General features: G+C 61.6%; 21 protein-coding genes and 1 pseudogene. 5 read left to right on the top strand and 17 right to left on the bottom strand.

Translation table 11 applies throughout. The annotated features are described in order from the left end of the window. Nucleotides 1-24 precede the first annotated feature (24 nt). A complete protein-coding gene (locus AX767_RS06530; protein WP_068629711.1) occupies nucleotides 25-369 on the top strand; it encodes a copper-binding protein in 345 nt (114 codons plus the stop codon). A 191-nt stretch (nucleotides 370-560) separates the two neighbouring features. Here AX767_RS06530 and AX767_RS06525 read toward each other — a convergent pair whose 3' ends face one another. The 12 genes and pseudogenes from AX767_RS06525 to AX767_RS06475 form a co-directional block, all read right to left on the bottom strand. Next, nucleotides 561-1,718, bottom strand: coding sequence for an MFS transporter (locus AX767_RS06525; RefSeq protein ID WP_068633417.1), 1,158 nt, complete (start codon nucleotides 1,716-1,718; stop codon nucleotides 561-563). 35 nt (nucleotides 1,719-1,753) lie between these two features. Beyond that, nucleotides 1,754-2,416 (bottom strand): arsenical resistance protein ArsH, encoded by a 663-nt coding sequence (gene arsH / locus AX767_RS06520; RefSeq protein WP_068629709.1) that lies wholly within the window; start codon nucleotides 2,414-2,416, stop codon nucleotides 1,754-1,756. Between the two features lie 40 nt (nucleotides 2,417-2,456). Continuing rightward, a complete protein-coding gene (arsC, locus tag AX767_RS06515; protein WP_068629707.1) occupies nucleotides 2,457-2,888 on the bottom strand; it encodes an arsenate reductase (glutaredoxin) in 432 nt (143 codons plus the stop codon). Nucleotides 2,889-2,931: 43 nt separating this feature from the next. Continuing rightward, a complete protein-coding gene (locus AX767_RS06510; RefSeq protein ID WP_068629705.1) occupies nucleotides 2,932-4,218 on the bottom strand; it encodes an arsenic transporter in 1,287 nt (428 codons plus the stop codon). 80 nt (nucleotides 4,219-4,298) lie between these two features. After that, nucleotides 4,299-4,784: an arsenate reductase ArsC gene (locus AX767_RS06505; protein ID WP_068629703.1), complete on the bottom strand. Its 486-nt coding sequence runs from the start codon at nucleotides 4,782-4,784 to the stop codon at nucleotides 4,299-4,301. Between the two features lies 1 nt (nucleotide 4,785). Then, complete coding sequence (locus AX767_RS06500; protein ID WP_068629701.1) at nucleotides 4,786-5,280, bottom strand: arsenate reductase ArsC; 495 nt, start codon at nucleotides 5,278-5,280, stop codon at nucleotides 4,786-4,788. Between the two features lie 65 nt (nucleotides 5,281-5,345). After that, nucleotides 5,346-5,669: an ArsR/SmtB family transcription factor gene (locus AX767_RS06495; protein WP_068633415.1), complete on the bottom strand. Its 324-nt coding sequence runs from the start codon at nucleotides 5,667-5,669 to the stop codon at nucleotides 5,346-5,348. 123 nt (nucleotides 5,670-5,792) lie between these two features. After that, complete coding sequence (locus AX767_RS06490; protein WP_210392566.1) at nucleotides 5,793-6,848, bottom strand: ArsO family NAD(P)H-dependent flavin-containing monooxygenase; 1,056 nt, start codon at nucleotides 6,846-6,848, stop codon at nucleotides 5,793-5,795. Between the two features lie 138 nt (nucleotides 6,849-6,986). Continuing rightward, nucleotides 6,987-7,217: a helix-turn-helix domain-containing protein gene (locus tag AX767_RS06485; RefSeq protein ID WP_068629697.1), complete on the bottom strand. Its 231-nt coding sequence runs from the start codon at nucleotides 7,215-7,217 to the stop codon at nucleotides 6,987-6,989. Nucleotides 7,218-7,315: 98 nt separating this feature from the next. Next, nucleotides 7,316-7,375: pseudogene (locus AX767_RS21865) on the bottom strand (hypothetical protein); the annotation flags it as partial. 139 nt (nucleotides 7,376-7,514) lie between these two features. Continuing rightward, nucleotides 7,515-9,446, bottom strand: a complete 1,932-nt coding sequence (locus AX767_RS06480) for a cytochrome c/FTR1 family iron permease (protein ID WP_068629694.1) — start codon at nucleotides 9,444-9,446, stop codon at nucleotides 7,515-7,517. A 100-nt stretch (nucleotides 9,447-9,546) separates the two neighbouring features. Beyond that, a complete protein-coding gene (locus AX767_RS06475) occupies nucleotides 9,547-11,766 on the bottom strand; it encodes a heavy metal translocating P-type ATPase (RefSeq protein ID WP_082754871.1) in 2,220 nt (739 codons plus the stop codon). 188 nt (nucleotides 11,767-11,954) lie between these two features. Between AX767_RS06475 and cadR the strand changes: the two genes are divergently transcribed. Both cadR and AX767_RS06465 read left to right on the top strand, forming a co-directional pair. Further along, entirely contained in the window at nucleotides 11,955-12,398 is a 444-nt protein-coding gene (gene cadR / locus AX767_RS06470; protein WP_068629689.1) for a Cd(II)/Pb(II)-responsive transcriptional regulator, read from the top strand. Nucleotides 12,399-12,550: 152 nt separating this feature from the next. Beyond that, nucleotides 12,551-13,600, top strand: a complete 1,050-nt coding sequence (locus tag AX767_RS06465; RefSeq protein WP_082754869.1) for an arsenic resistance protein — start codon at nucleotides 12,551-12,553, stop codon at nucleotides 13,598-13,600. Here the strand turns inward: AX767_RS06465 and AX767_RS22250 are convergent. From AX767_RS22250 to AX767_RS06445, 5 genes are all read right to left on the bottom strand, one after another. Then, entirely contained in the window at nucleotides 13,590-13,850 is a 261-nt protein-coding gene (locus tag AX767_RS22250) for a hypothetical protein (RefSeq protein WP_210392564.1), read from the bottom strand. The genes AX767_RS06465 and AX767_RS22250 overlap by 11 nt on opposite strands. Nucleotides 13,851-14,112: 262 nt before the next feature. Then, the gene (locus tag AX767_RS06460; protein ID WP_068629687.1) at nucleotides 14,113-15,552 is read right to left on the bottom strand and encodes a UvrD-helicase domain-containing protein; all 1,440 of its coding nucleotides are present in this window, start codon (nucleotides 15,550-15,552) and stop codon (nucleotides 14,113-14,115) included. Continuing rightward, nucleotides 15,545-17,251: an ATP-dependent nuclease gene (locus AX767_RS06455; RefSeq protein ID WP_068629685.1), complete on the bottom strand. Its 1,707-nt coding sequence runs from the start codon at nucleotides 17,249-17,251 to the stop codon at nucleotides 15,545-15,547. The genes AX767_RS06460 and AX767_RS06455 overlap by 8 nt, the downstream gene beginning before the upstream one ends. A gap of 320 nt (nucleotides 17,252-17,571) precedes the next feature. Continuing rightward, nucleotides 17,572-18,870 (bottom strand): Y-family DNA polymerase, encoded by a 1,299-nt coding sequence (locus AX767_RS06450; protein ID WP_068629683.1) that lies wholly within the window; start codon nucleotides 18,868-18,870, stop codon nucleotides 17,572-17,574. A gap of 23 nt (nucleotides 18,871-18,893) precedes the next feature. Continuing rightward, nucleotides 18,894-19,328 (bottom strand): LexA family protein, encoded by a 435-nt coding sequence (locus AX767_RS06445; RefSeq protein ID WP_237288573.1) that lies wholly within the window; start codon nucleotides 19,326-19,328, stop codon nucleotides 18,894-18,896. Between the two features lie 28 nt (nucleotides 19,329-19,356). Between AX767_RS06445 and AX767_RS21535 the strand changes: the two genes are divergently transcribed. Next, nucleotides 19,357-19,581 (top strand): hypothetical protein, encoded by a 225-nt coding sequence (locus tag AX767_RS21535; RefSeq protein WP_082754867.1) that lies wholly within the window; start codon nucleotides 19,357-19,359, stop codon nucleotides 19,579-19,581. Then, nucleotides 19,542-20,267, top strand: coding sequence for an SOS response-associated peptidase (locus AX767_RS06440; RefSeq protein WP_068629681.1), 726 nt, complete (start codon nucleotides 19,542-19,544; stop codon nucleotides 20,265-20,267). Before AX767_RS21535 ends, AX767_RS06440 begins: the two co-directional genes overlap by 40 nt. The last annotated feature ends 81 nt before the right edge of the window (nucleotides 20,268-20,348 follow it).

Raw genomic sequence — 20,348 nt, 5'->3', positions numbered from 1 at the left:
TGCTTTTCAGCCCGGAGTTATGCAATGAAAAACCAGTTCCTTTTTGCCACCGCGCTCGTCGTTGCCTCCTCAGCGGTCATTGCACAGAAGCCGATGGATGGCATGTCGATGCCCGCCGGGTCGTCGCAAAAATCGACGAAACAGGTAGTTCAGTTGACCGACGCGGTCGTCCAGCGCATCGACACGGCCCACGGAGAGATTGTTCTCAAGCACGGGGACATTCCGAACCTGGGTATGCCGGCGATGACCATGGCGTTCGAAGCGGACGCAGCCACGCTCAGAAGAGTGAAAGCCGGAAAGAAGGTGCGCTTTCATGCGGAGATCGTGGACGGCAAGCCAACCTTGACGCACATCGAAGCTGCACCTTGATCTTTGGCCTGCACCGAAGATCGTGCTGTTCGCAATCACATTGAGGCTGACAGACAGAGATGCGCTTTTGTGGTTTAAGCACCGGGCCGGGCACTGAACGGAACGGAGTTCGAGGTAGTGGCAGCCATCGAGCGCCTTCCCCTAGTCGAACATCAAGGGCGCTCGCTCCCTACGCAACGGCACCGGAGCATTCAGACAACCACCGCCTTCCGCATGTCTTCGGTCATGACCACCAACGCGAGACATGCCGCGAGCGCTAGAAGCGCTGAGAACCACAGCGATCCGACGCCCCAACGTTCGACTGCGAGTCCGAAAAGGAACGGCGCAGCAGCCTGCACCACCCGCGCTGGAACCATCAAAAAGCCCTGACGTTGCCCGTAACCTTTGGCACCAAAGATCAGCAGTGGCAAAGTTCCGATGGCAATGGTCAAGATGCCGTTGCCCAGCCCGTGGAGCACGGCAAAGGCCGCTGCCGCCGAGGTGCCAAACGCGCCCAAGAAAAGCGCTCCGAGCGGATGCGCCAGCGTGGCCAAGCGCGCCGAAAGAAGCGGATGCGCCCGCTTCAGGAAAGCAAACTCGATCAGCCGCCCAGCCACTTGAGCAGGCCCGACCAGCGCAGCGATGCCCACCGCGACAGTCAATGTGGCACCTGTTGCCAGCAACAGCTCCGGCAAGTGGGCCGCCATGGCCGTGCTGTTGAACCACGTTACCGCAAAGACGAAGGCCATCAAGAAGGCGGCGCGGCGCTGTTGAGCGGGCGAGAGGCCGGCACCGCCCTCATGCGCGGGCGCATCGGCCTTTGACGCTGGACCCGCCCGTGCGGCGCGTGGCACCAGCGCATTGAGCGGCAGGCCGATCGCCAAGTGCATCGCAGCCCAAGCCAGGCAGGCGCCACGCCAGCCCACCGCGCCCTCGAGATACGTCGACAGCGGCCACCCCACCGTGCTCGCGAAACCCGCGAACAGCGTGATGCCCGTGATGGCGCGACGCGCATCCACTCCATGCAGCCGCACCACGGTCGCGAAAGCCGCTTCGTAAAGACCACTGCCCATGGCGAGGCCCATCACCGCCCACGCGCCGAAGACATGGATTGGCGTGTGAGACTGGCTGAGCGCAGCGAGTCCAAGGGCGAATACCAGGTTGCTCGCGATGAGCACAGGCCGCCCACCAAACCGGTCGATGAGCCTGCCCGCGTAAGGACCGACCGCCGCAGCGACAAGCAGCGCCGCCGAAAACGCTCCGAAGATCGTGGAGGTCGACGTGCCAACGTCTCTGCCGATAGCGCCCGCCAAGACGGCGGGGAGGTAGTACGACGAAGCCCACGCCAGCGTCTGGGCAACGCCCAGCATCACTGTGGTGGTGGTTCGACTCTGCAAGGGCTCGATCAGATGCTGCGAAGGTTCACTCGCTTGGACAACGCCTCGGCGCTCTCACGCCGCTCGCTGTACCGGTCGACCAGGTAGTCGGCACAGTCGCGCGTAAGCAGCGTGAACTTCACCAGCTCTTCCATTACGTCGACCACGCGCTCGTAGTACGGCGATGGCTTCATGCGCCCGTCCTCCTCGAACTCCATGAAGGCCTTGGCGACCGACGACTGGTTGGGGATTGTGATCATGCGCATCCATCGGCCGAGCACCCGCAGCTGGTTCACCGCGTTGAAGGACTGCGAGCCACCCGACACCTGCATCACCGCCAACGTCTTCCCTTGCGTCGGCCGCACTGAACCGATGGCCAACGGGATCCAGTCGATCTGCGCTTTCATGATGCCGGTCATGGCCCCGTGGCGCTCGGGTGAGCACCACACCATGCCTTCCGACCACTTCGCCAGATCGCGCAGCTGTTGCACCTTCGGATGCTCCTCGGGCGCGGCATCGGGAAGCGGCAAACCGCTCGGATCGAAGATGTGCGTCTCGGCGCCGAACGCCTGCAGCAGGCGCGCCGCCTCTTCGGTCACGAGGCGGCTGTACGAACGCTCGCGCAGCGACCCGTAGAGCAGCAGGATCCGCGGCGCATGCGTGGCTCGCATTGCGGGCAGCAGCCGTTGCATGTCGGGCTGCTGGAATAGCGCCCCATCGACGTTGGGAAGATCAAGGCTTGACGACACTTTGGCCCTTCGCGTCGACGACAGCTTCGCCGTCTTCCTTGGCAAAAGCGCCTTGCTGCGGCCGCGGCAGGATCTCCAGCACCGCCTCGGACGGGCGGCACAAGCGCGTGGCGAGCGGCGTCACGACGATCGGTCGGTTGATCAGGATCGGGTGTTGCAGCATGAAGTCGATCAGCTGCGCGTCGGTCCACTTCGGGTCGGCAAGGCCCAGCTCGTCGTAGGGCGTACCTTTCTGACGCAGCACATCGCGCACAGGCACGTCCATCGCGGCGATCAACGCCTGAAGGGTGGCTCGGTCGGGCGGGTTCTTGAGGTACTCGATGACGGTCGGCTCTTCACCCGAATTGCGGATGAGCGCCAGCACGTTGCGCGATGTGCCGCAGGCCGGGTTGTGATAGATCGTGATGTCAGACATGGTCGAAACGAAAGAAGTGAGAGATGAAGTGAACACTCCGCCCTCAGGCAACGCTGAGTCGAAGCGCCAGCGCAGCGAGCGTGACGAACAGCACCGGCACGGTCAGCACAACACCGACCTTGAAGTAGTAACCCCAGGCGATCGTCGTGCCTTTCTTGGCGAGGACGTGCAGCCAGAGCAGCGTGGCGAGGCTGCCGATCGGCGTGATCTTCGGGCCGAGGTCGCAACCGATCACGTTGGCATAGATCATCGCGTCCTTGACGATGCCGCTGGCATTCGAGGCGTCGATCGACAACGCGCCGATCAGCACTGTCGGCATGTTGTTCATCACCGACGACAGGATCGCAGTGAGGAAGCCGGTGCCCATCGCCGCACCCCAAATGCCGCTCTGCGCGAAGACGTTGAGCAGTGTCGCGATGTGATCGGTCAGGCCGGCGTTGCGCAAGCCGTAGACCACCAGGTACATGCCCAGCGAGAAGACGACGATCTGCCATGGCGCGCCGCGCAATACCTTCTTCGTGCTGATCACCGAACCCCGAGCTGCGACACCGAGCAGGATCACTGCGCCTACTGCGGCCACGGCGCTCACCGGCACGCCCAACGGCTCCAGCCCGAAGAAGCCGACAAGCAGCAGGACCAGCACCACCCATCCCGCGCGGAAGGTCGCGGGGTCGCGGATCGCGTCGCCGGGCGTCTTGAGTTGGCTCACGTCGTAGGTGGCCGGAATGCTGCGGCGGAAGTACAGCATCAGCACCAGGAGGCTGGAGAGCACCGCGGCGATGTTCACCGGCACCATCACCGACGCGTATTCGTTGAAGCCGATCTTGAAAAAATCGGCCGAGACGATGTTGACCAGATTGGACACGATCAAGGGCAGGCTCGCCGTATCCGCAATGAAGCCGGCGGCCATCACGAAGGCCAGCGTCGCGGCCGGCGTGAAGCCGAGCGCGATCAGCATCGCCATCACGATGGGCGTGAGGATGAGCGCCGCACCGTCGTTGGCGAACAGCGCCGACACGGCGGCACCCAGCAGCACGATGAAGGCGAACAGCAAGCGCCCTCGGCCACCGCCCCAACGCGCCACGTGTAGCGCAGCCCACTCGAAGAAGCCGGCTTCGTCGAGCAGCAGGCTGATGATGATGACGGCCACGAAAGTCGCTGTCGCGTTCCAGACGATGCCCCAGACCACGGCGATGTCGGCCAAGTGAACAACGCCCAGGAGCAAAGCGATTACCGCGCCGAGCGATGCACTCCAGCCGATACCCAGGCCGCGCGGCTGCCAGATGACCAGAACGAGCGTGAAGATGAAGATGAGGATGGCGGTCAGCATGGGCGCTTAGGAATGAGTCGTTGGTCGATGGGCCTGCCCTGCAGCCTGCTGTAGGGCGAAGACAGCAAGAGGCTTGGCGCTCAGATGGCTTCGAGTGCCACGCGCAGCTGCGCGTCGCTCAGCGCGTCGAACGGCACCTCGGCAAGCTTCTGCATGCGCTCGCCGATGGCTTGGCGCGTGGACTCGAAAGCGGCCATCTTCTCGGTATCGGTGGGGCCGACGTTGGAAGGGTCCGGATAACCCCAGTGGATCTTGACTGGCGAACCCGGCCAGTAGGGACAGGTCTCCTGGGCCGCGTTGTCGCACACCGTGATTACCACTCGCATCGTCGGCGCGGAGTCTCCGGTGAACTCATCCCAACTTTTGCTGCGATAGCCGGAGGTGTCGATGCCCGCGCGTTTCAGCACCTCAATTGCCATCGGGTTGATGCGACCGCTCGGGCTGCTGCCAGCGCTGAATGCGTGGACGTCTGCGCCCACTTCCTTCGCCCAATGATTGAGCATGCCCTCCGACAGCACACTGCGCGCGGAGTTGTGGGTGCAGAGAATCAGAATGTTTGTCGCCATCTCAGCGCGTGCCGATGTCGCGCACTTCGCGCTGGATGGCCAAGGTTTCGAGCTTTGCCAAGGGCAGAGACAGAAGGAATTCGATGCGACGTTTGAGGGTCACCGCGGTGTCCATGAACGCGCGTTTTTTTGCTTCGTCCGACCCGTCCACTGCGGCCGGATCGGCCACGCCCCAGTGAGCCGTGATCGGCTGGCCGGGCCACACCGGACAGACTTCATTGGCCGCGTTGTCGCAGACGGTGATGACGAAGTCCATCGGCGGGGCACCAACGGCCGAATACTCGCCCCAACTCTTGCTCCGGAAGCCTGTGTCCTTGAAGTGCAGTTGCCGCAGTGTGGCGAGTGCCAGCGGGTGCACATCGCCCTTGGGCTGGCTACCGGCGGAGTAGGCATTGAAGCGCTCGGCACCAAGCTGATTCAGCATGCCTTCGGCCAGGATGGAGCGGGCGGAATTGCCGGTGCAAATGAAGAGCACGTTGAGTTTTTTATCGGACATGACGGTTCTCGTGGGCGGACGTGGCAAGGGAAAAGATGAGACACCGACGTCAACCGGCATCGACTTCAACAATCGCAGGCGACGGTGCTCTCCAGGGCGCATGCCTCGCCTTGGCAACAGTTGTCGGTGAGGTAGGCGAGAAGGCCGTTCATCTGGTCGAACGCCGCTCGGTAGATGAGGTTGCGACCTTGGCGTTCCTGCGAAGCCAAGCCGGCATTGGTGAGTTCCTTGAGGTGGAACGAGAGGCTGGTTGCAGGAAGCGCCAGCGCGTCGCTCAACGCGCCTGGTGTCAGGCCATCCGACCCCGCGATCACGAGAGCGCGAAACACGCGCAGGCGGCTTTGCTGGGCGAGTGCGGCCAAAGCTTTAACGACGTTGTCTTCTTCCATCATCCAATTATTATTGAATAACTGGATCGAAGCAACCGGCGAAGTTTTGCTGAGGAGAAACAAGGGCTGCTCGAAGAGGATCGTCATCGTCGGCCTCTTCACGTGTTGCCCGGCAACTGCCTTTCAGCTGTCTGTTGTCAGTGCGGCATCGATTTCCAGGGCCGTGCTGCGTGCAGAGCGCATGACGCCGATCAGCGTCGCCGAAGCAGACCCCGTCCACTCCCCGTAGCCCACGCACCAGAGCCGAGGTTGGCTCAACGAGCGCGTGCCGTCGACTGCGACGCGCCCGTCTGTTCTCACCACGCCCAGCGATGTCAAATGGTCCAAGGCCGGCCGAAAGCCGGTGCACCAGACCACCGCATCGATCTGCTCCTCGACACCGTTCGGCCAAACCACGCAGGTTTCGGTCATGTGTGCGAATGGCCGCACTGTGTGAAGCACTCCGCGCTCTCGCGCGTCCTTGACCGGAGGAACCATCACGATGTCGCCCAACCCACCCGACATCTCGACTGGCCTGCCTTCTTGCTGCGCACGCAGTCGTTCCGTGGCGCGTTCGAAGAGAACACGCCCGTCAACCTCATCGAGCAGGAATGTGGGCTCCTGTTGAGTAACCCACTGTGCTTTGGCGACGGAAGACAGTTCCGCGTAGATCTGCGCCCCGGAGTTGCCGCCGCCAACCACGAGGACCTTCTGCCCCACGAAAGCGGTTGGCCCGTCGTACAAGGCGGAGTGGACCTGCACGCCTCGAAACTCCGCCGACCCTGGGTATGCCGCGATGTATGGATTGGACCAAGTGCCCGTTGCGCTAACGACCGCTGAGGCCGACCAGTCGCTCTTGTCTGTGTGGATCTCGAGACGTCGATCACGCTCGGTCACCGAAGTCACGCGCACGGGGCGCCGCACGTCCAACTGGTAGCGTCGCTCGTAGGCGTCAAGGTATGTCACGACATCGGTCGCACCGGGCGTCCCTTCGCCCTGATAGGGCATCGGCCATCCCGCGATCGAACTCCATCCAGCGGGGGAGAACAGCCGCAGCGACGGCCATCCGTGCTGCCAGGCACCGCCGGCGCCCGCCTCAGCGTCGAGCAGCACCACGCTTCGCTTTGTTCGCCTTAGAAAATACGCGACGGACAGCCCGGCCTGACCAGCACCAATGATGGCGACATCAACATGATTCACTGCGATGGGTTCTCCGTTCGAGGCATCGAGCTCAAACGCTGAAGAGTAAACGCGTCAAACGCGTCCTGCCTCCGCCTGAACAAGCCGTGGCGCATCGGCCACCATGTCTGCGTCATCGACTGCTTTGACCTTGAAGCGCTACATCTTTTCCCAAAGCGTTTTGCGGCTGATGCCAAGCAGTTCCGCCGTGCCGGAGTCACTTCCGCCTGCGCGCTCCAGTGCTCGCTGGATGTGCCGCCGCTCTGCCTCTTCGACCATCGCCTGAAGCGGCACGAAAGGGTCCTCTCCATCGTCGGCTTCGGTTTGCTCCGCGCGATGCGCCAGACTGCCGGCCGGCAGGTCAACCACACCCTCGTCGCTGAGCACCACGGCCTGTTCCAGGTATGAGCGAAGCTGGCTGCTCCGAACTTTAAAGGGACTAGCAGTTCGAGCAGCCGCTCTGGCGACGTCGAATGGGTGACACTTAGGCCGCGCTCACCCAGATCGAAGTCCAGACGCTGGACCTCCGTCACGCCCTGCAGCGCCATTCGCACGAGACGCTCTTCCGAGGGGCAGTCCATCTTTGGGACATTGAAAACAGTGAGCTTCAAGATCTCTCCTACCAAGTCAGTCTTCGCCTGATTGGAAGCCATGAAGTCGGCTCAAGGTCAACGCCTCCCGTGCAACTCAGCCGTGCCGCAACTGGCGAGCCCTGTAGGCATTCATCACGAAGCCAAAGAGTGCAATCGCCAAAACGACGACTTGCGCAGTGACCGTCTCAGCTGACGGGTACACCCCCAGCAAATCGATGCGTGGCGCCATGATCGGGGTAGCACTGAGCCAACCCGCCTCCTGCAGGCCGGCCATGCCCTTGCCCGCAAGGACGACCGCCAACACGGCAACCATGATCGAGCTGATGCTGAAGAACTTTCCTATCGGCATCCGGGCGCTGGTCTTGAGCAGCACCCAGGTGAGTATCGCCAGCAGTGCGACGCCCACGCCGAGCCCGCCAAGCAAGGCGTTTCCGTTCCCATCGGCCGACAGCGCCGAGTAGAAAAGCACGGTCTCGAACACCTCACGGTAGACCGCGATGAACGACAGGCCGAACAAGGCCCAAGCTGATCGCTTCGACATGGCTGATGAGAGCTTTTCCTTGAGGTAGGCCTGCCAGCGGCCTGCAGCGCTCTTCTGATGCATCCACAACCCGACGCTGAGCAAGACGAGGGCTGCAAAGAGCGAAGAGAGCCCTTCAGTCACTTCACGGCTCGCGCCGCTGATGTTCACGAAGTACGTCGCAATGCCCCAGGTGAGCCCGCCAACGGCCAGGGCTGCAATCCAGCCGCCATGCACGTAGCGCAGGACGTCGGGACGATCGGCCTTCTTCAGGAAGGCGATCATGCCGACCACGATGAGCAAGGCTTCAAGGCCCTCGCGAAGCAGGATGGTGAGCGAGCCCAGGAAAGTGGTGAGCGGCTCGGCGGCTTGGCCACCCAGCTCTTTCTCCACCTCGGCAAAGAGGTAATCGAGCTTTTGCGCAGCGGCCTCTGTCTGGGCCAGCGTGTCGTTGGTGATCGCTGAGCGATAGGCCAGCATGCCGTTTTCGACCTCGGTGAGGAGCGCCTTGTTGCGCGCGCCCAGCGAGGGCTCCAAGGGCTCGAAACCGTCCAGATAGGCCGAGAGCGCCAAACGCGTTGCTGACGGCTTGTCGCCCTTGCGGATCGCTGCAAGGCTTTCGTCTAAGCGCGTGCGAGACAGCGTCAGGCCGCCGGCGTTTGCAGCCGCCGAAGCTGCTTCGGGCTGACTGCGCAGGAATGCGGTGATGTCGCGAGCGGCCTCAGAGGCGATCTTGCCGGCAGCCGCCGCCTCGGTGGTCGTGGTCACGGCAGCCAGATCTGGGAATGCTTTCCGTGCAGCAGGATCTTGCTTCCACAGTTGCTCGCCACGCTCACGCATGCTGCTGTCGTAAGACAGCGTTCCGGCAAAGAACGCCAGCGCCCATCGATCCTCGTCAGGCAGCGTGGCGAAACTCGGCATCGACGTACCGGCCACGCCTTGAGAAGCGACCTGGTAGAGGGCCATGAGGCTTCGCGAGCGCGCGCGTTCACGGTCGGTGAAGGCGATCGGGGGTGGGTCCAGCCGCGCAGCCAGGGGGCCATCACCAGCACCCGCGGCGCCGTGACAGGAGGCGCATTGGGCCTGGAACAGGGATGCGCCACGCTTCAGATCAGGCAGCCCTTTGGGTGCGACAGGGATGGGGTAGGCCGCAATCAGGAGCGCTTCAGCTTCATGCGCAAGTCGAGCCACGTCGGCTTCATCGGCCTTGTTGGTGACTGCCTCCTGCAGCTTGGTGGCCGCGGCAACCACGGCGTCTTTCGAAGCGTGCGTCGGCAGGCTGCGCGCCTGGTTCACTGCGTTGGCCGTGAAGTCGCGCATCTCGGCGTACTCGGATTCGCTGACGACAGCGCCCTTCGCGACGGCACCCCCGTAGTCCACGGCGACATAGTCCAGCAACTGCCAGAGCTGGCGAGGACCCTCGTCAGTACCTCGCGATGCCGTCTGAGCTACTGCAACGCCCCAAACACACATCCACACCGAGAACACCCACAGCAAGCGCTTCATCTTCAACCTGAATAAGAACGACAAGGATTTTCGTTCAACCACTAAGAGGAACTGCTTCCTCGAATGGCACTGCATCGTCACGATGCAGTGCAGCCAGCCGTCAGGCTTGCGTTTTTGCCTTCATGAGCCGGAGGCCGTTGGCGACCACGAGCAAGGTGGCCCCCATGTCAGCAAAGACGGCCATCCACATGGTGGCCGTGCCAAAAACGGCGAGCACCATAAACACCGCCTTGATGCCCAAGGCGAGGGAGATGTTCTGCATCAGGACCGTGTGGGTTCGCCGGGACAGGCGGATCGTCTCAGGGATGCGTCGCAGGTCGTCGTTCATGACAACGACGTCGGCCGCCTCCATGGCGATGTCCGTACCCATGCCACCCATTGCGAACCCGATGTCGGATTGAGCAAGCGCGGGGGCATCGTTAATGCCGTCGCCCGTCATGCCTGTCATGCCGTGCTGTTTCTTCATCCCTTCGATCTGGGCGAGCTTGTCCTCCGGCAGCAGATTGCCGAGCACCTGATCGATGCCCGCTTGCGCGGCGATCGTCTTGGCGGTGGCGACGTTGTCGCCGGTGAGCATCACAGGAACGACGCCCAGCGCCTTCAGTTCGGCAACGGCTTGCTTCGACGATTCCTTAATCGTGTCCGCCACAGCAAAGATCGCGAGGACGCCGTCTTCATCGGCCAGCAGCGTGACGGTGCGGCCTTGTTCCTCATGCTTCCTCAGCTCCGATTCGAGTTCTGTGGAAAGCTGGCCTCGTTCTTGGACAAGGCGAAGGTTGCCAAGGGCGTATTTCCGCCCACCGATCATGCCTTCCGTGCCACGGCCTGGCAGCGCTGTAAACGAAGCAACATCGCTCTTTGGCAACCCCAGCCCTTGGGCGATCGCCTTGGAAACGGGGTGGTCGGATCGATCGGCCAAGCTCATGCCGATGCGCCCGATCGGACCCGCATCGTCCCCGCTGCGAAGAGATCTCCACTCCACCAGCTGAGGCTTGCCTTCGGTGATCGTGCCCGTCTTGTCGAGCGCCAGCGCCTTCAGATTGCGAGCTTCTTCCAGGTACGTTCCGCCCTTGATGAGGATGCCTCGGCGTGCGGCAGAGGCGAGCGCGCTGACGACTGTGACGGGGGTCGAGATGACCAGCGCACAGGGGCATGCCACCACCAGGAGAACCAAGGCCTTGTAGATCGCGTCCAGCCAGGCGAAGCCAAAGAGCAAAGGGCTTAGCACGGCAACCGCCAACGCCAACGCGAAGACGGCGGGCGTGTAGATCGCGGCAAAGCGATCCACGAAACGCTGTGTGGGAGCGCGCGTGCCTTGCGCCTCCTCAACGGCATGGATGATCCGGGCCAAGGTTGTATTGGAGGCGGCAGCGGTCACACGGAACTGCAGCTCTGCCGTCTCGTTGATGGTGCCGGCGTAGACCGGATCGCCAACCGTGCGGTCGACCGGCAAGCTCTCCCCGGTCACGGGGGCCTGGTTCACTGCGCTGCGCCCTTCGGTGACGATGCCGTCCAACGGCACCCGCTCACCGGGGCGAATCCGCACAACGGCCTCCAGGGGGACGCTCTTCGATTGGACCGCCTTCCAGGTCCGGTCCGCCTGCAGCACATCGGCTTCTTCGGGCGCAAGTGCGATCAACCCCTTGATGGCGTTTCGCGCTCGATCCGCAGCACGCCCTTCGATCAGTTCAGCGATCGCGTACAGGGCCATCACCATCGCAGCCTCTGGCCACTGACCGATGAAAAACGCACCGGTGACAGCGACGCTCATCAGGGCATTGATGTTCAGACGACCGCGAACAAGGGCCTTCATGCCTTTTGTGTACGTCTCAACGCCAGAGAGCCAGATGGCCAGCACCGCGACCACCAGGCCGGCGTACTTCAACGCAGGGGCGTCGCCTGATAAAAAGTGGAACGCTTCAGCACCGATGGCCAAAACCAGAGCCGCTGCGAGGCGCTTTACGCCGGCGCCATGTTCATGATCATGGTCATCCTCGCCTTCAGCTTCTGCCTCTGCTTTGACGTCAACCGGGGTTGGTTCGTAGCCGGCCTTCCGGATGGCCGCGACAGCTGCTGCGATGGCGTCCTCAGGGGCTTGGATCGCCACCGTGCGCGCGCCGAGCTGGAAGTTCAGGCTGCGGATGCCTTCGACCTTGTCCAGCGCTCGGCGAATGTCGCTTTCCTCAACGGCGCAGTCCATGGCTGGGATGCGAAAAACGCTCGCATCGGCGGGAATCGCTGCGACCGGCACGGCCGACTTTGCCGCTGGCGCACAGCAAGGTTCTGCAGAACAGCAGGCATCCGACGCTGAGGCGGACATCGATGCGTTCTCAAGACCAGCACTCTTGTCCAGGGCAGGAGCCGGATCTACTGTCGACGTGGAGCAGGAGGCCGAACCACAACAGTCTTCGGCGGCAGGGATGGCGACGGCGCCAGGATGGGCATTTGACATGAAACCATTGGAAACCCTGAAGTGGGTTTAGAGTCAAGACTTTCTTGGAGGCCAAAATGAAAATCGGCGAGTTGGCCAAGGCCACAGGAACGAGCGTTGAGAACATCCGTTTCTACGAGCGGGAAGCTTTGCTGCCCTCTCCGATGCGAGCTGACAACAACTACCGGTCCTACGGGAACGAGCACATTGAGCGCCTTGTCTTCATCCGGCATTGCCGGTCGCTCGACATGGCGCTTGGTGAGATCCGCTCTCTGCTGCGCTTCAAGGAAACGCCGCAGGAAAATTGCGAGGGCGTCAACGAGTTGCTCGATGAGCACATCGGGCACGTGGCCGAGCGCATCCGAGAATTGAAATTGCTCGAAAAGCAATTGAAAACGCTCCGTGCCCAATGCGCCGAATCAAGCGCGGCGGGCTGCTGCGGCATCCTGAAAGAGCTCTCGACCGAGGTAGCAGGGTCGAGCGAGAACTCGGTGCGCAAACACGTCCACGGAACGCACTGATTACTGCCGGCTTGGGTGCCCTAGGTTGAAGAACGCAGAGCCCCTGCCGCATTGACTCTGAACCGGTCCTCGGCAGAGCCAGGGCCACAACATGGAGGCGCGGTTTTGGCTCAGGCGCTGCCACGTAGCCCCATTGAGCACGTCAGGAACGCATGTCCCTTCTCTCTCTTCGCTCCGCTCTCGAAACCCGGCAGGTTCTCATTTATTTCGCCGCGGTGGTCCTTGCCGGCATCTTGGCGTGGCAATGGCCTGCTTCGGCAGTGATGGCACTGGCCATCGATCCCTTGCTGGCCTTCATGCTGTTCGTGACGTTCCTGCAGGTGCCGCTGACAGAGTTGCGTCGTGCTTGGTCGAACATGCGCTTCCTCGGCGCGCTGCTGCTGGCTAACTTCGTGGCTGTACCGTTGCTGGTCGCCGTGTTGTTGCCTTGGATGCCGCAAGACCCGCTGCTGCGGGTCGGCGTGCTGCTGGTGTTGCTGACACCATGCATCGACTACGTCGTGACCTTCGCCCATCTTGGGCAAGCAGATGCCAAGCCGCTGCTGGCATCCACTCCGCTACTGCTGGCGGCACAGATGGTCCTGTTGCCCGTTTTCCTTGGTTTTTTCATGGGGAACGCCGCCGCTCTCTTGGTCCAGTGGGAGCCTTTTGTGCATGCATTCATCTGGCTGATCGCGGTGCCTTTGTCACTGGCGGCCGTGTTCCAGGCCTGGGCGGTCCGATGGACCGCTGGGGAGCATGCCGTCGGTTGGCTCGGGCTGTTCCCCGTCCCCGCAATGGCCGCAGTTCTTTTCGTTGTCGTGGCGGCCGTCGCGCCGCAGCTTCGCTTGGCACTGGACGCTGTGCGCGCAGTCGCTCCGGTCTATGTCGCGTTCGCCATCGCAGCCCCGATGCTCGGGTGGGGTGTCGCCCGCCTGTGTCGCTTGCCAGCCGATCAAGGAAGGGCCATTGCCTTCAGTTCGGCGACCCGCAACTCCCTGGTGGTGTTGCCCTTGGGACTGGCCATCCCCGGTGCGTTGCCCTGGGTGCCTGCCGTGATCGTGACCCAGACGTTGGTGGAACTCGTCAGCGAGCTGGTGTACGTCAAAGTAGCGCCGAGGTTGGGGACAAAGGCAGGGCGTTTAGCCTGCGTCACTCCACGCAAGCACGGAGGCCTTGAGAGCGCTGCTCATCGGGCAGGAATGCGGGCTCCTATTGGGTAATCCACTGTGCTTTGGCGACGGAAGACAGTTCCGCGTAGATCTGCGCCCCGGAGTTGCCGCCGCCAACCACGAGGACCTTCTGCCTCACGAAAGCAGCTGGCCCGTCGTACAGGGCGGAGTGGACCTGCGCGCCTCGAAACTTCGCCGACCGTGGGTATGCGGCGATGTATGGACCAAGTGCCCGTTGCGCTGACGACCGCTGAGGCCGACCACTCGCCCTCGTCCGTGTGGATCTCGAGACTTTGATCACCCTCGGTCACTGAAGTCACGCGCACGGGGCGCCGCACGTCCAACTGGTAATTCATGTGTACGCCGCCCTGCGGGACCTGCAGAGTAACTTCGGATGGAAATCAATAAGAGGTCGGCTGAGGGTGCGGGACGGCTTTACCTAGACCACGTTCATCATCTTCCAGGCTGCGGTGGACGGCCTAGGGCATTGCCATGGCAACTCGCTCAATGTAGAGGGACGGACGACCTGAAGCAGAACCAGCAAGAGCTTCTTGATGAAGTCGTTACATTGCCGGCAGGTGCCGCTGCTCGCCAACTATGGTCAGGGTTTTGGCGCCACGGGTCATTGCTACATACAGATCCTTCGCGTCCAGAGTATCTGCATCGAGGATGACCGCATGGTCGTACTCCAGCCCCTTCACCAGCAGCGTTGTGCCGATGAGCTTTCGGTGGCTGATCGGCCTCCCCGTGTGCCTCAAGTCGCGTTGATATAAGTTTCCTGCTTCTGTCAGCGTCGCCCCTCCACCGTCAACGTGAATCTTCAGCACGTTGAGGAATCGATACAGCAGATCGCGACGATAGGCAGACGTTTCAGGGTTGGCCTTCAAGGCCAAGAAGAAGGCTTTGAGTTGAGCACTGGTCGGCTCCTTTAGGTAAGCATTCGCGGCATGCATGACCAAAGGGTACTTGGTCCCTTTGCGCTGCTTCGCGACCTCGCCTCTCTTCGTGCCAGCGGTCAAGATGTCGCCTACGCCAGTGAAGCACTTCTTGGCAAACTCCAGCACCAGCAGAAAGCCCAGTTGCGTTGTCTTAGCTGCAACAAGTTTCTTGATGAACGAATGAAGGTCTTTGCCTTCAACCTCTTCGATGGAAGAGAACCGCCCACCCATGGTTTTTGCCAAGAGATGGGTCTTGTTCTTGGACTGCTGATCGCCGCCATGAAGAGCAATCACACTCTCGTTATGCGCAAGCAAACCAATGAGCGAGGAATACTGCTTTGCCGACAAGAATTCAGGGGTCGTGTGAGCACGTTTTACACATGCAGGCAAGGCGTTCAGAAGATCGATCTTTTGACCCTGTTCTAAAGTCTCCCTTGCGTTCTTGAGCCAAGCTCCAAGGTTAGGATCGCCGGCGGTTTTCCAGCGCCATGGCGTCTCTAGCTGACCGAGGCACATGAAGGTCGGGTAGACACTCACGGCCCAATCGACAGGCTTGCCTTCGTCACCCCCAAAGTCAAAGATGGCCTGCATAGGATCGCCCAGAATTCGGCACGGCATGAGTTCAGCGAAAGCACAGACAAGGGAGTGTTGCAGATCGGAGCAGTCCTGGTACTCGTCTACATAGACACCGCCATAGGTGGCAGCGACAACGCGGCGAACGAACTGCTTACCCAGCAACTCAGAACAGCACTCGTAGAGCTTGTTCCACTGCTTGCTGGTTGGGTGCTCCGCCTTCCACCCAGAAGTCTTCGGGTAGGCAAGACAAAGCCGAAGTGACCAGCTCGCAATCGTGTCGATCTGGTACTTGGAAGCAGGCACACCAAGAACATTCATCTTGGTCTTGATTGAGTTCACACCCGCGAAGGTGTGGGTCAAGATTAGCTGCCGTTTGGTAGCGGCTTTCACTGCCATGGCGATGAGATGCGTCTTGCCGTAGCCGGCAGGCGCTATCACATACCCCTTGGTAGTGAAGTCGCTGAGCTTGAGAGCCAGTTCCTCAGACATGCGCAGCCCAAGTCCAAAGCGCCTCCAGTTCGACGGCCAAATTCTTCTTTAGAAAAGCGGCGTCGTTAAACGCAGGGCTCACGACCTTGAACCACTGATCGCCCCGCGTGGTGTCCTTGAACCAACCGGCCTTCTTCGCGGCGGACCCAATAGCGGTTCGCAGCTTTGGACTCTCAGGCCACTTCTCAAGGTCTGGATCAAGTGCTTCCTGAACTCTGGAGCGCACTTGGTCACAAACCGGGTAACTCAGCTCATTCTGCGCAAGCTTCAAGCTGCCCACGACGCTCACCCAAGGCAGATCTTGGAATGCTCGCTCCTCCAGGGAGTACTTGTCGCTCCACACATGCACGGGGATACCAACCTTCGCGAGTTCCGCTTCATCAGCGGTTGAAAACTGATCTTCAGCGTCTGCATCCGCAAGCACTGAAACGTCGTATCCGAGCGACTTGAACGCCTTCGCTAAATCCTTGATCTTGCTGGCCCCCCTCGCGTCCAAAAGGGCAACGCCGTGATAAGAAAATGGATCCTTTCCTTTGCCGACTTGGTGATCGTCAAAACCTCGCACGAACCCAACTTCGGTAGCGCCCTCACAGACCACAACCTTCTTCGCCAAGAACGCTTCGGTGCTGGATCGAATCTTTCCCTGCACCTCAAGCTGTTCTAGACCGTCCCTGGCTGCGGAAGTGATCTGCACGACCCCTCCCGTACTGTGCACGACGTACAGCTCTTTTACGGTGAGTTCCCGCAGGACCGTTGGTGAGTGCGTGGTTAGGAAGTATTGACCTCTCTGGTCCTCACGGACGTGCTTGATCAGGCGGGTGATTCGATGCGGCTCCAAGCCGAACTCCACCTCGTCAAACAATGTGATGTGGCCTTCTTCCAAACCCATCTTCTGAATGCCACACAGCAGCATTCGCCGCGATCCAAGACCTAGCTGACGAAGAGGAATGTCACCGTCATGGAGGGCCAACCCACCCACTTTTAGGTTGATGGAAGCCAGGTCAAGGTGAGCCTTGTAAGCGTCTGATACCGGCACACCTAACAGCTTCGCGATGTCTTGAGACTTCTCAGCCGCTGCATCGAAATTCTTGAGGGTGACAGGCCGGTCCGCATCCAAAGAGGCTCTGGCCGTGCGAGAGGCCGTTGCCAGCAGATCGTTCAGGCTCTGGGCCTCAGTGAGCTTCGCCAACGCCGTGCCTGTAGCCCATGAAAGCTGTTTCTCGCTGTAGGCACCGATGAGGCCGACACTGACCTTGTTTCTATCGCCTTGCTTGAACGGAACACCGCCAGGATGGCGATCACAAACAACCATCCACTTGGGCTCAAGGTCTTTGTCAACCTTCAGCCGCACCGTCAGGACACTCTCAAGGTGATCTTCAGGTTCGTCAGTCAGCGTAAGGGCGGCAGTATTCCAGCCACGGAGGTACTGGCCGTACTTGTCCAAGGCGCAGAAGGCTTCGGTCAATGCTCCAATAGTGATTTCTATGACGATGGAGTCGGCTACCTTGCACTGGTAGAAATCCGCGTCGCCTAGGGTCAGGTTCCACTGGGGGTAGAAGGCATACCTGATGGCCTCAAGGATGGTGGATTTAGAAGAGTCCCCTTTTCCAATCAGGCAAAAGATGTCTGCGCTGGGAAGGCTCCAGTCAAGCTCTTTCACGCCTCGAAAGTTCTTAATTTCTATTTTTCTGATCTTCACCGAGCAAGGTCCTCTAGAACATCACTTATGCACTGGGCTACTGCCGTCGATGCGCTCCCAAGACAGCATGAAATGTCTTTTCGCGCTCGTCTCCCCATCATAGATACATCTCGTCACGTTGCCGTTAACGGGCGATAGAAGGTTCAGAGAACTTCCTGCCCCACTGTCGTGAGGCAGCTGATGCCAGCGACGTAAGGCGCGGCAGACTAGTCGGCGCCAGCTGAATGTCCGAAGTGCGGCCGCGAGCGTGCACTGATGCAGGACCATCGGCTGACAGCAATCGCTGCGAAGCGGTCCTTTGCTTCACCGCGAATCCGAACTTAAGCCAACACCCTCGGCACATCCGCCCACCGCGTCGTGTACTCCGGCGTCTTCAACGACTGCTTCATCGTCCAGGTCCGCTGCCCGTTCGATTTCCCCGTGCTAGCCAGTGCAATCGATCCCCGCCCATACCGTTCGTTGAGCCGGTCCATCGTCTCCATGAGCGCACTGCGATCCGGTGGCCCTTCATCGAGTGCCAGCTCGTGCTGCTCCACCGAGGCATCCTGCAGGTCGAGCAGCATCACGCCGGCCTTGGCGTAGTTGAAGCCGGGCCTGAAGATGGCCTTGGCCCCGTGAACCGCCGCCTGTACCAAGGCCGCCGTATCAGAAGTTGGTCTTCGCAGCGGAACAGTCACTGAGCGCGAATACTGCTTGTCGTCGCGCCGGAAGGGACTGGTGCGGATGAAGCACAGCACCTGGCCGGCACGGCTGTCTTGCTTACGCAGCTTCTCCGCAGCGCGGCTGGCGAACTGGCTGACCGCTTCGATGAGGTCGGCCAGCTGGGTCACCGGCTGCCCGAAGCTTCGAGTGCTGGCGATTTCCTTCTTGGCCGGTGCTTCGTCCTCGAAGCCGACGCACTGCTGGCCCTGCAGTTCTCGCACCGTGCGCTCCAGTACCACCGACCAGCGCCCTCGCACCATGGCCGGATCGAGCCGCACAACATCCAGCACGCTCTTGAGCCCGGCTTCCTGCAACTGCGCACCGATGCGTCTTCCAATGCCCCAGACCTCGCCCAGCGCCGTGGCAGCAAACACGGCCTCCAGATCGCTGGGCGGGAGTGCGCTGAGGTTGCACACGCGGGCAAACTCAATCGGGTAGCTGCCGGGCTTGCGGTCGGCGGTCTTGGCCACGTGGTTGGCCAGCTTGGCGAGGGTCTTGGTGGCGCCGATGCCGATGCCCGTGGGGATGCCGGTCCACTGCAGGATGCGCTCGCGCACCCGGTGGCTGCGTGCCACCAGATCACCGCGCATGGTGCTCATGTCGATGAAGGATTCATCGATGCTGTAGATCTCCTGGCCCGGCCCGAGACCGGCGGCGATCGCCATCATCCGGTTGCTCATGTCGCCGTAGAGCGTGAAGTTGGCACTCAGGGCGACCACCCCCGCGTCGGGCAAGGACTGGCGGATCTGGAACCAGGGCGCCCCCATCGCAATGCCGAGTGCCTTGGCTTCATTGCTGCGGGCGATGGCGCAACCATCGTTGTTGCTCAGGACGATGACCGGTCGGCCCTGCAGGCTTGGGCGAAACACGCGCTCGCAGCTCACATAGAAGTTGTTGCCGTCGATCAGCACGTACATGGCGTATCCGTGGACCTGCTATTTCACGAACCGCTTGATGGCGGCGGTGACGACGCCGCAGATGTCAGCTGTTGGCCTTCCTTGAAGGTGATCTCGGGGAAAGTGGGATTGGCTGTGGTGAGCTTGATGCGGCCGCTGCGCTTGTACAGGTACTTGACTGTGAAGTCGCCATCGACCTGGGCCACGACGATGTGACGGTGCATCGGGGTGATGGCCCGATTCACCACCAGCAGGTCGCCGTCGCCGATGCCGGCTTCGACCATCGACTGGCCGCTGACCTGCCAGTAGAAGGTGGCCAGCGGATGGGTGATCAGCAGGTCGTTGAGGTCTTGGCGCCGAATGGCGAAGTCGTCTGCAGGAGATGGAAATCCGGCGCGCAGCTTGCCTTCGACCACAGGCAACGGGAGCACCACAGGCTCCACTGCGACCTCGGCGGCAAAAGGCGGAATACTGTACATGCATCCAGTATATAGCTAGGATGACGCCATGAACGACACCACCGCTGAAATCTGGATCGCGGCCTGTGCGCACCGGCTGCAGCAGCACTGGCGCACGGTCGATCCGGACGTACTGGAGGAGTTGGCGACGGACCTGTCGAACGACTCACACCTTCTTGCGCTTTCGCCCGCCCAGGCTGCCGCTGAATGGCTGCAGCCCGTAGCATGTGGTCCATGTGCACCCGCTACATCTCCCCTGAGACACGAGAAATAGAAGCGTTTTGGCACATCGGCGCACGCACCCCCAACAACCCTTTCCCGAGCCCGCGTAGCCTCTTTCCGCTGGCGACTGGGCCGTTCCTGCGCAACGCTGCCGACGACGGCTCGCGCGAGCTGGCATGGGGCCAGTGGGGAATGATTCCGCCCGAGAGCAATACACGCATCCCGATGACCCGGCCGCGCGGTCCGGGCGAAAAGCCCAAGAGGCTCAGCACGGTCAATGCGCGCATCGAATCAGTCAACAGCCGGCCCACGTTCAGCGGCGCCTGGCGTGCCGGGCAGCGCTGCATCGTGCCGGCCTCGAGCTTCGACGAGCCGAACTGGGAGACCGGCAAGAACGTCTGGTGGCAATTCCGCCGGGCCGACGGTGCGCCGTGGGGAGTGGCAGGTCTGTGGAGCCGGTGGATTGACCCGGAGACGGGCGAGACTGTGGACAGTTACACGATGCTCACCCTCAACGCGAACGCGCATCCGCTGATGAGCCGCATGCACAAGCCCGAGGTGGATCCAGCGACCAAAATGCCGTTACCGCCTGAGAAGCAGGACAAGCGCAGCCTGGTGCTGATCGAACGGGAACATGTCGACCGGTGGCTCCAAGGCACGCTCGACGATGCGAAGGGGCTGCTGGTGCCGACGCCGGCCGAGAGGTTTCTGGCAGGGCCGCACGCGATCGATGCTTGAACGGCCATGCGAGTATTCATCACCCTTGCCTGGTTCGCCGGCGCGTCTCGGCAGTGCTTGCAAGCTTCGAGCCGGATCCGT

The sequence above is a fragment of the Variovorax sp. PAMC 28711 genome (assembly GCF_001577265.1).
GTDB lineage: Bacteria > Pseudomonadota > Gammaproteobacteria > Burkholderiales > Burkholderiaceae_C > Variovorax.
Note: the sequence above shows the minus strand (reverse complement) of the source record. Positions and strands in the feature narration are given on the sequence as shown.

Coding starts and splice junctions, on each gene's coding strand:
- AX767_RS06475 (WP_082754871.1), bottom strand. CDS start 11,766: ATGTCCGCCTCAGCGTCGGATGCCTGCTGTTCTGCAGAACCTTGCTGT.
- AX767_RS06510 (WP_068629705.1), bottom strand. CDS start 4,218: ATGCTGACCGCCATCCTCATCTTCATCTTCACGCTCGTTCTGGTCATC.
- AX767_RS21535 (WP_082754867.1), top strand. CDS start 19,357: ATGAACGACACCACCGCTGAAATCTGGATCGCGGCCTGTGCGCACCGG.
- arsH (WP_068629709.1), bottom strand. CDS start 2,416: ATGCAACGGCTGCTGCCCGCAATGCGAGCCACGCATGCGCCGCGGATC.
- AX767_RS06500 (WP_068629701.1), bottom strand. CDS start 5,280: ATGTCCGATAAAAAACTCAACGTGCTCTTCATTTGCACCGGCAATTCC.
- AX767_RS06445 (WP_237288573.1), bottom strand. CDS start 19,328: ATGTACAGTATTCCGCCTTTTGCCGCCGAGGTCGCAGTGGAGCCTGTG.
- AX767_RS06495 (WP_068633415.1), bottom strand. CDS start 5,669: ATGGAAGAAGACAACGTCGTTAAAGCTTTGGCCGCACTCGCCCAGCAA.
- AX767_RS06525 (WP_068633417.1), bottom strand. CDS start 1,718: ATGCTGGGCGTTGCCCAGACGCTGGCGTGGGCTTCGTCGTACTACCTC.
- AX767_RS06450 (WP_068629683.1), bottom strand. CDS start 18,870: ATGTACGTGCTGATCGACGGCAACAACTTCTATGTGAGCTGCGAGCGC.
- AX767_RS06465 (WP_082754869.1), top strand. CDS start 12,551: ATGTCCCTTCTCTCTCTTCGCTCCGCTCTCGAAACCCGGCAGGTTCTC.
- AX767_RS06460 (WP_068629687.1), bottom strand. CDS start 15,552: ATGTCTGAGGAACTGGCTCTCAAGCTCAGCGACTTCACTACCAAGGGG.
- AX767_RS06505 (WP_068629703.1), bottom strand. CDS start 4,784: ATGGCGACAAACATTCTGATTCTCTGCACCCACAACTCCGCGCGCAGT.
- AX767_RS06440 (WP_068629681.1), top strand. CDS start 19,542: ATGTGCACCCGCTACATCTCCCCTGAGACACGAGAAATAGAAGCGTTT.
- arsC (WP_068629707.1), bottom strand. CDS start 2,888: ATGTCTGACATCACGATCTATCACAACCCGGCCTGCGGCACATCGCGC.
- AX767_RS06530 (WP_068629711.1), top strand. CDS start 25: ATGAAAAACCAGTTCCTTTTTGCCACCGCGCTCGTCGTTGCCTCCTCA.
- AX767_RS06480 (WP_068629694.1), bottom strand. CDS start 9,446: ATGAAGCGCTTGCTGTGGGTGTTCTCGGTGTGGATGTGTGTTTGGGGC.
- cadR (WP_068629689.1), top strand. CDS start 11,955: ATGAAAATCGGCGAGTTGGCCAAGGCCACAGGAACGAGCGTTGAGAAC.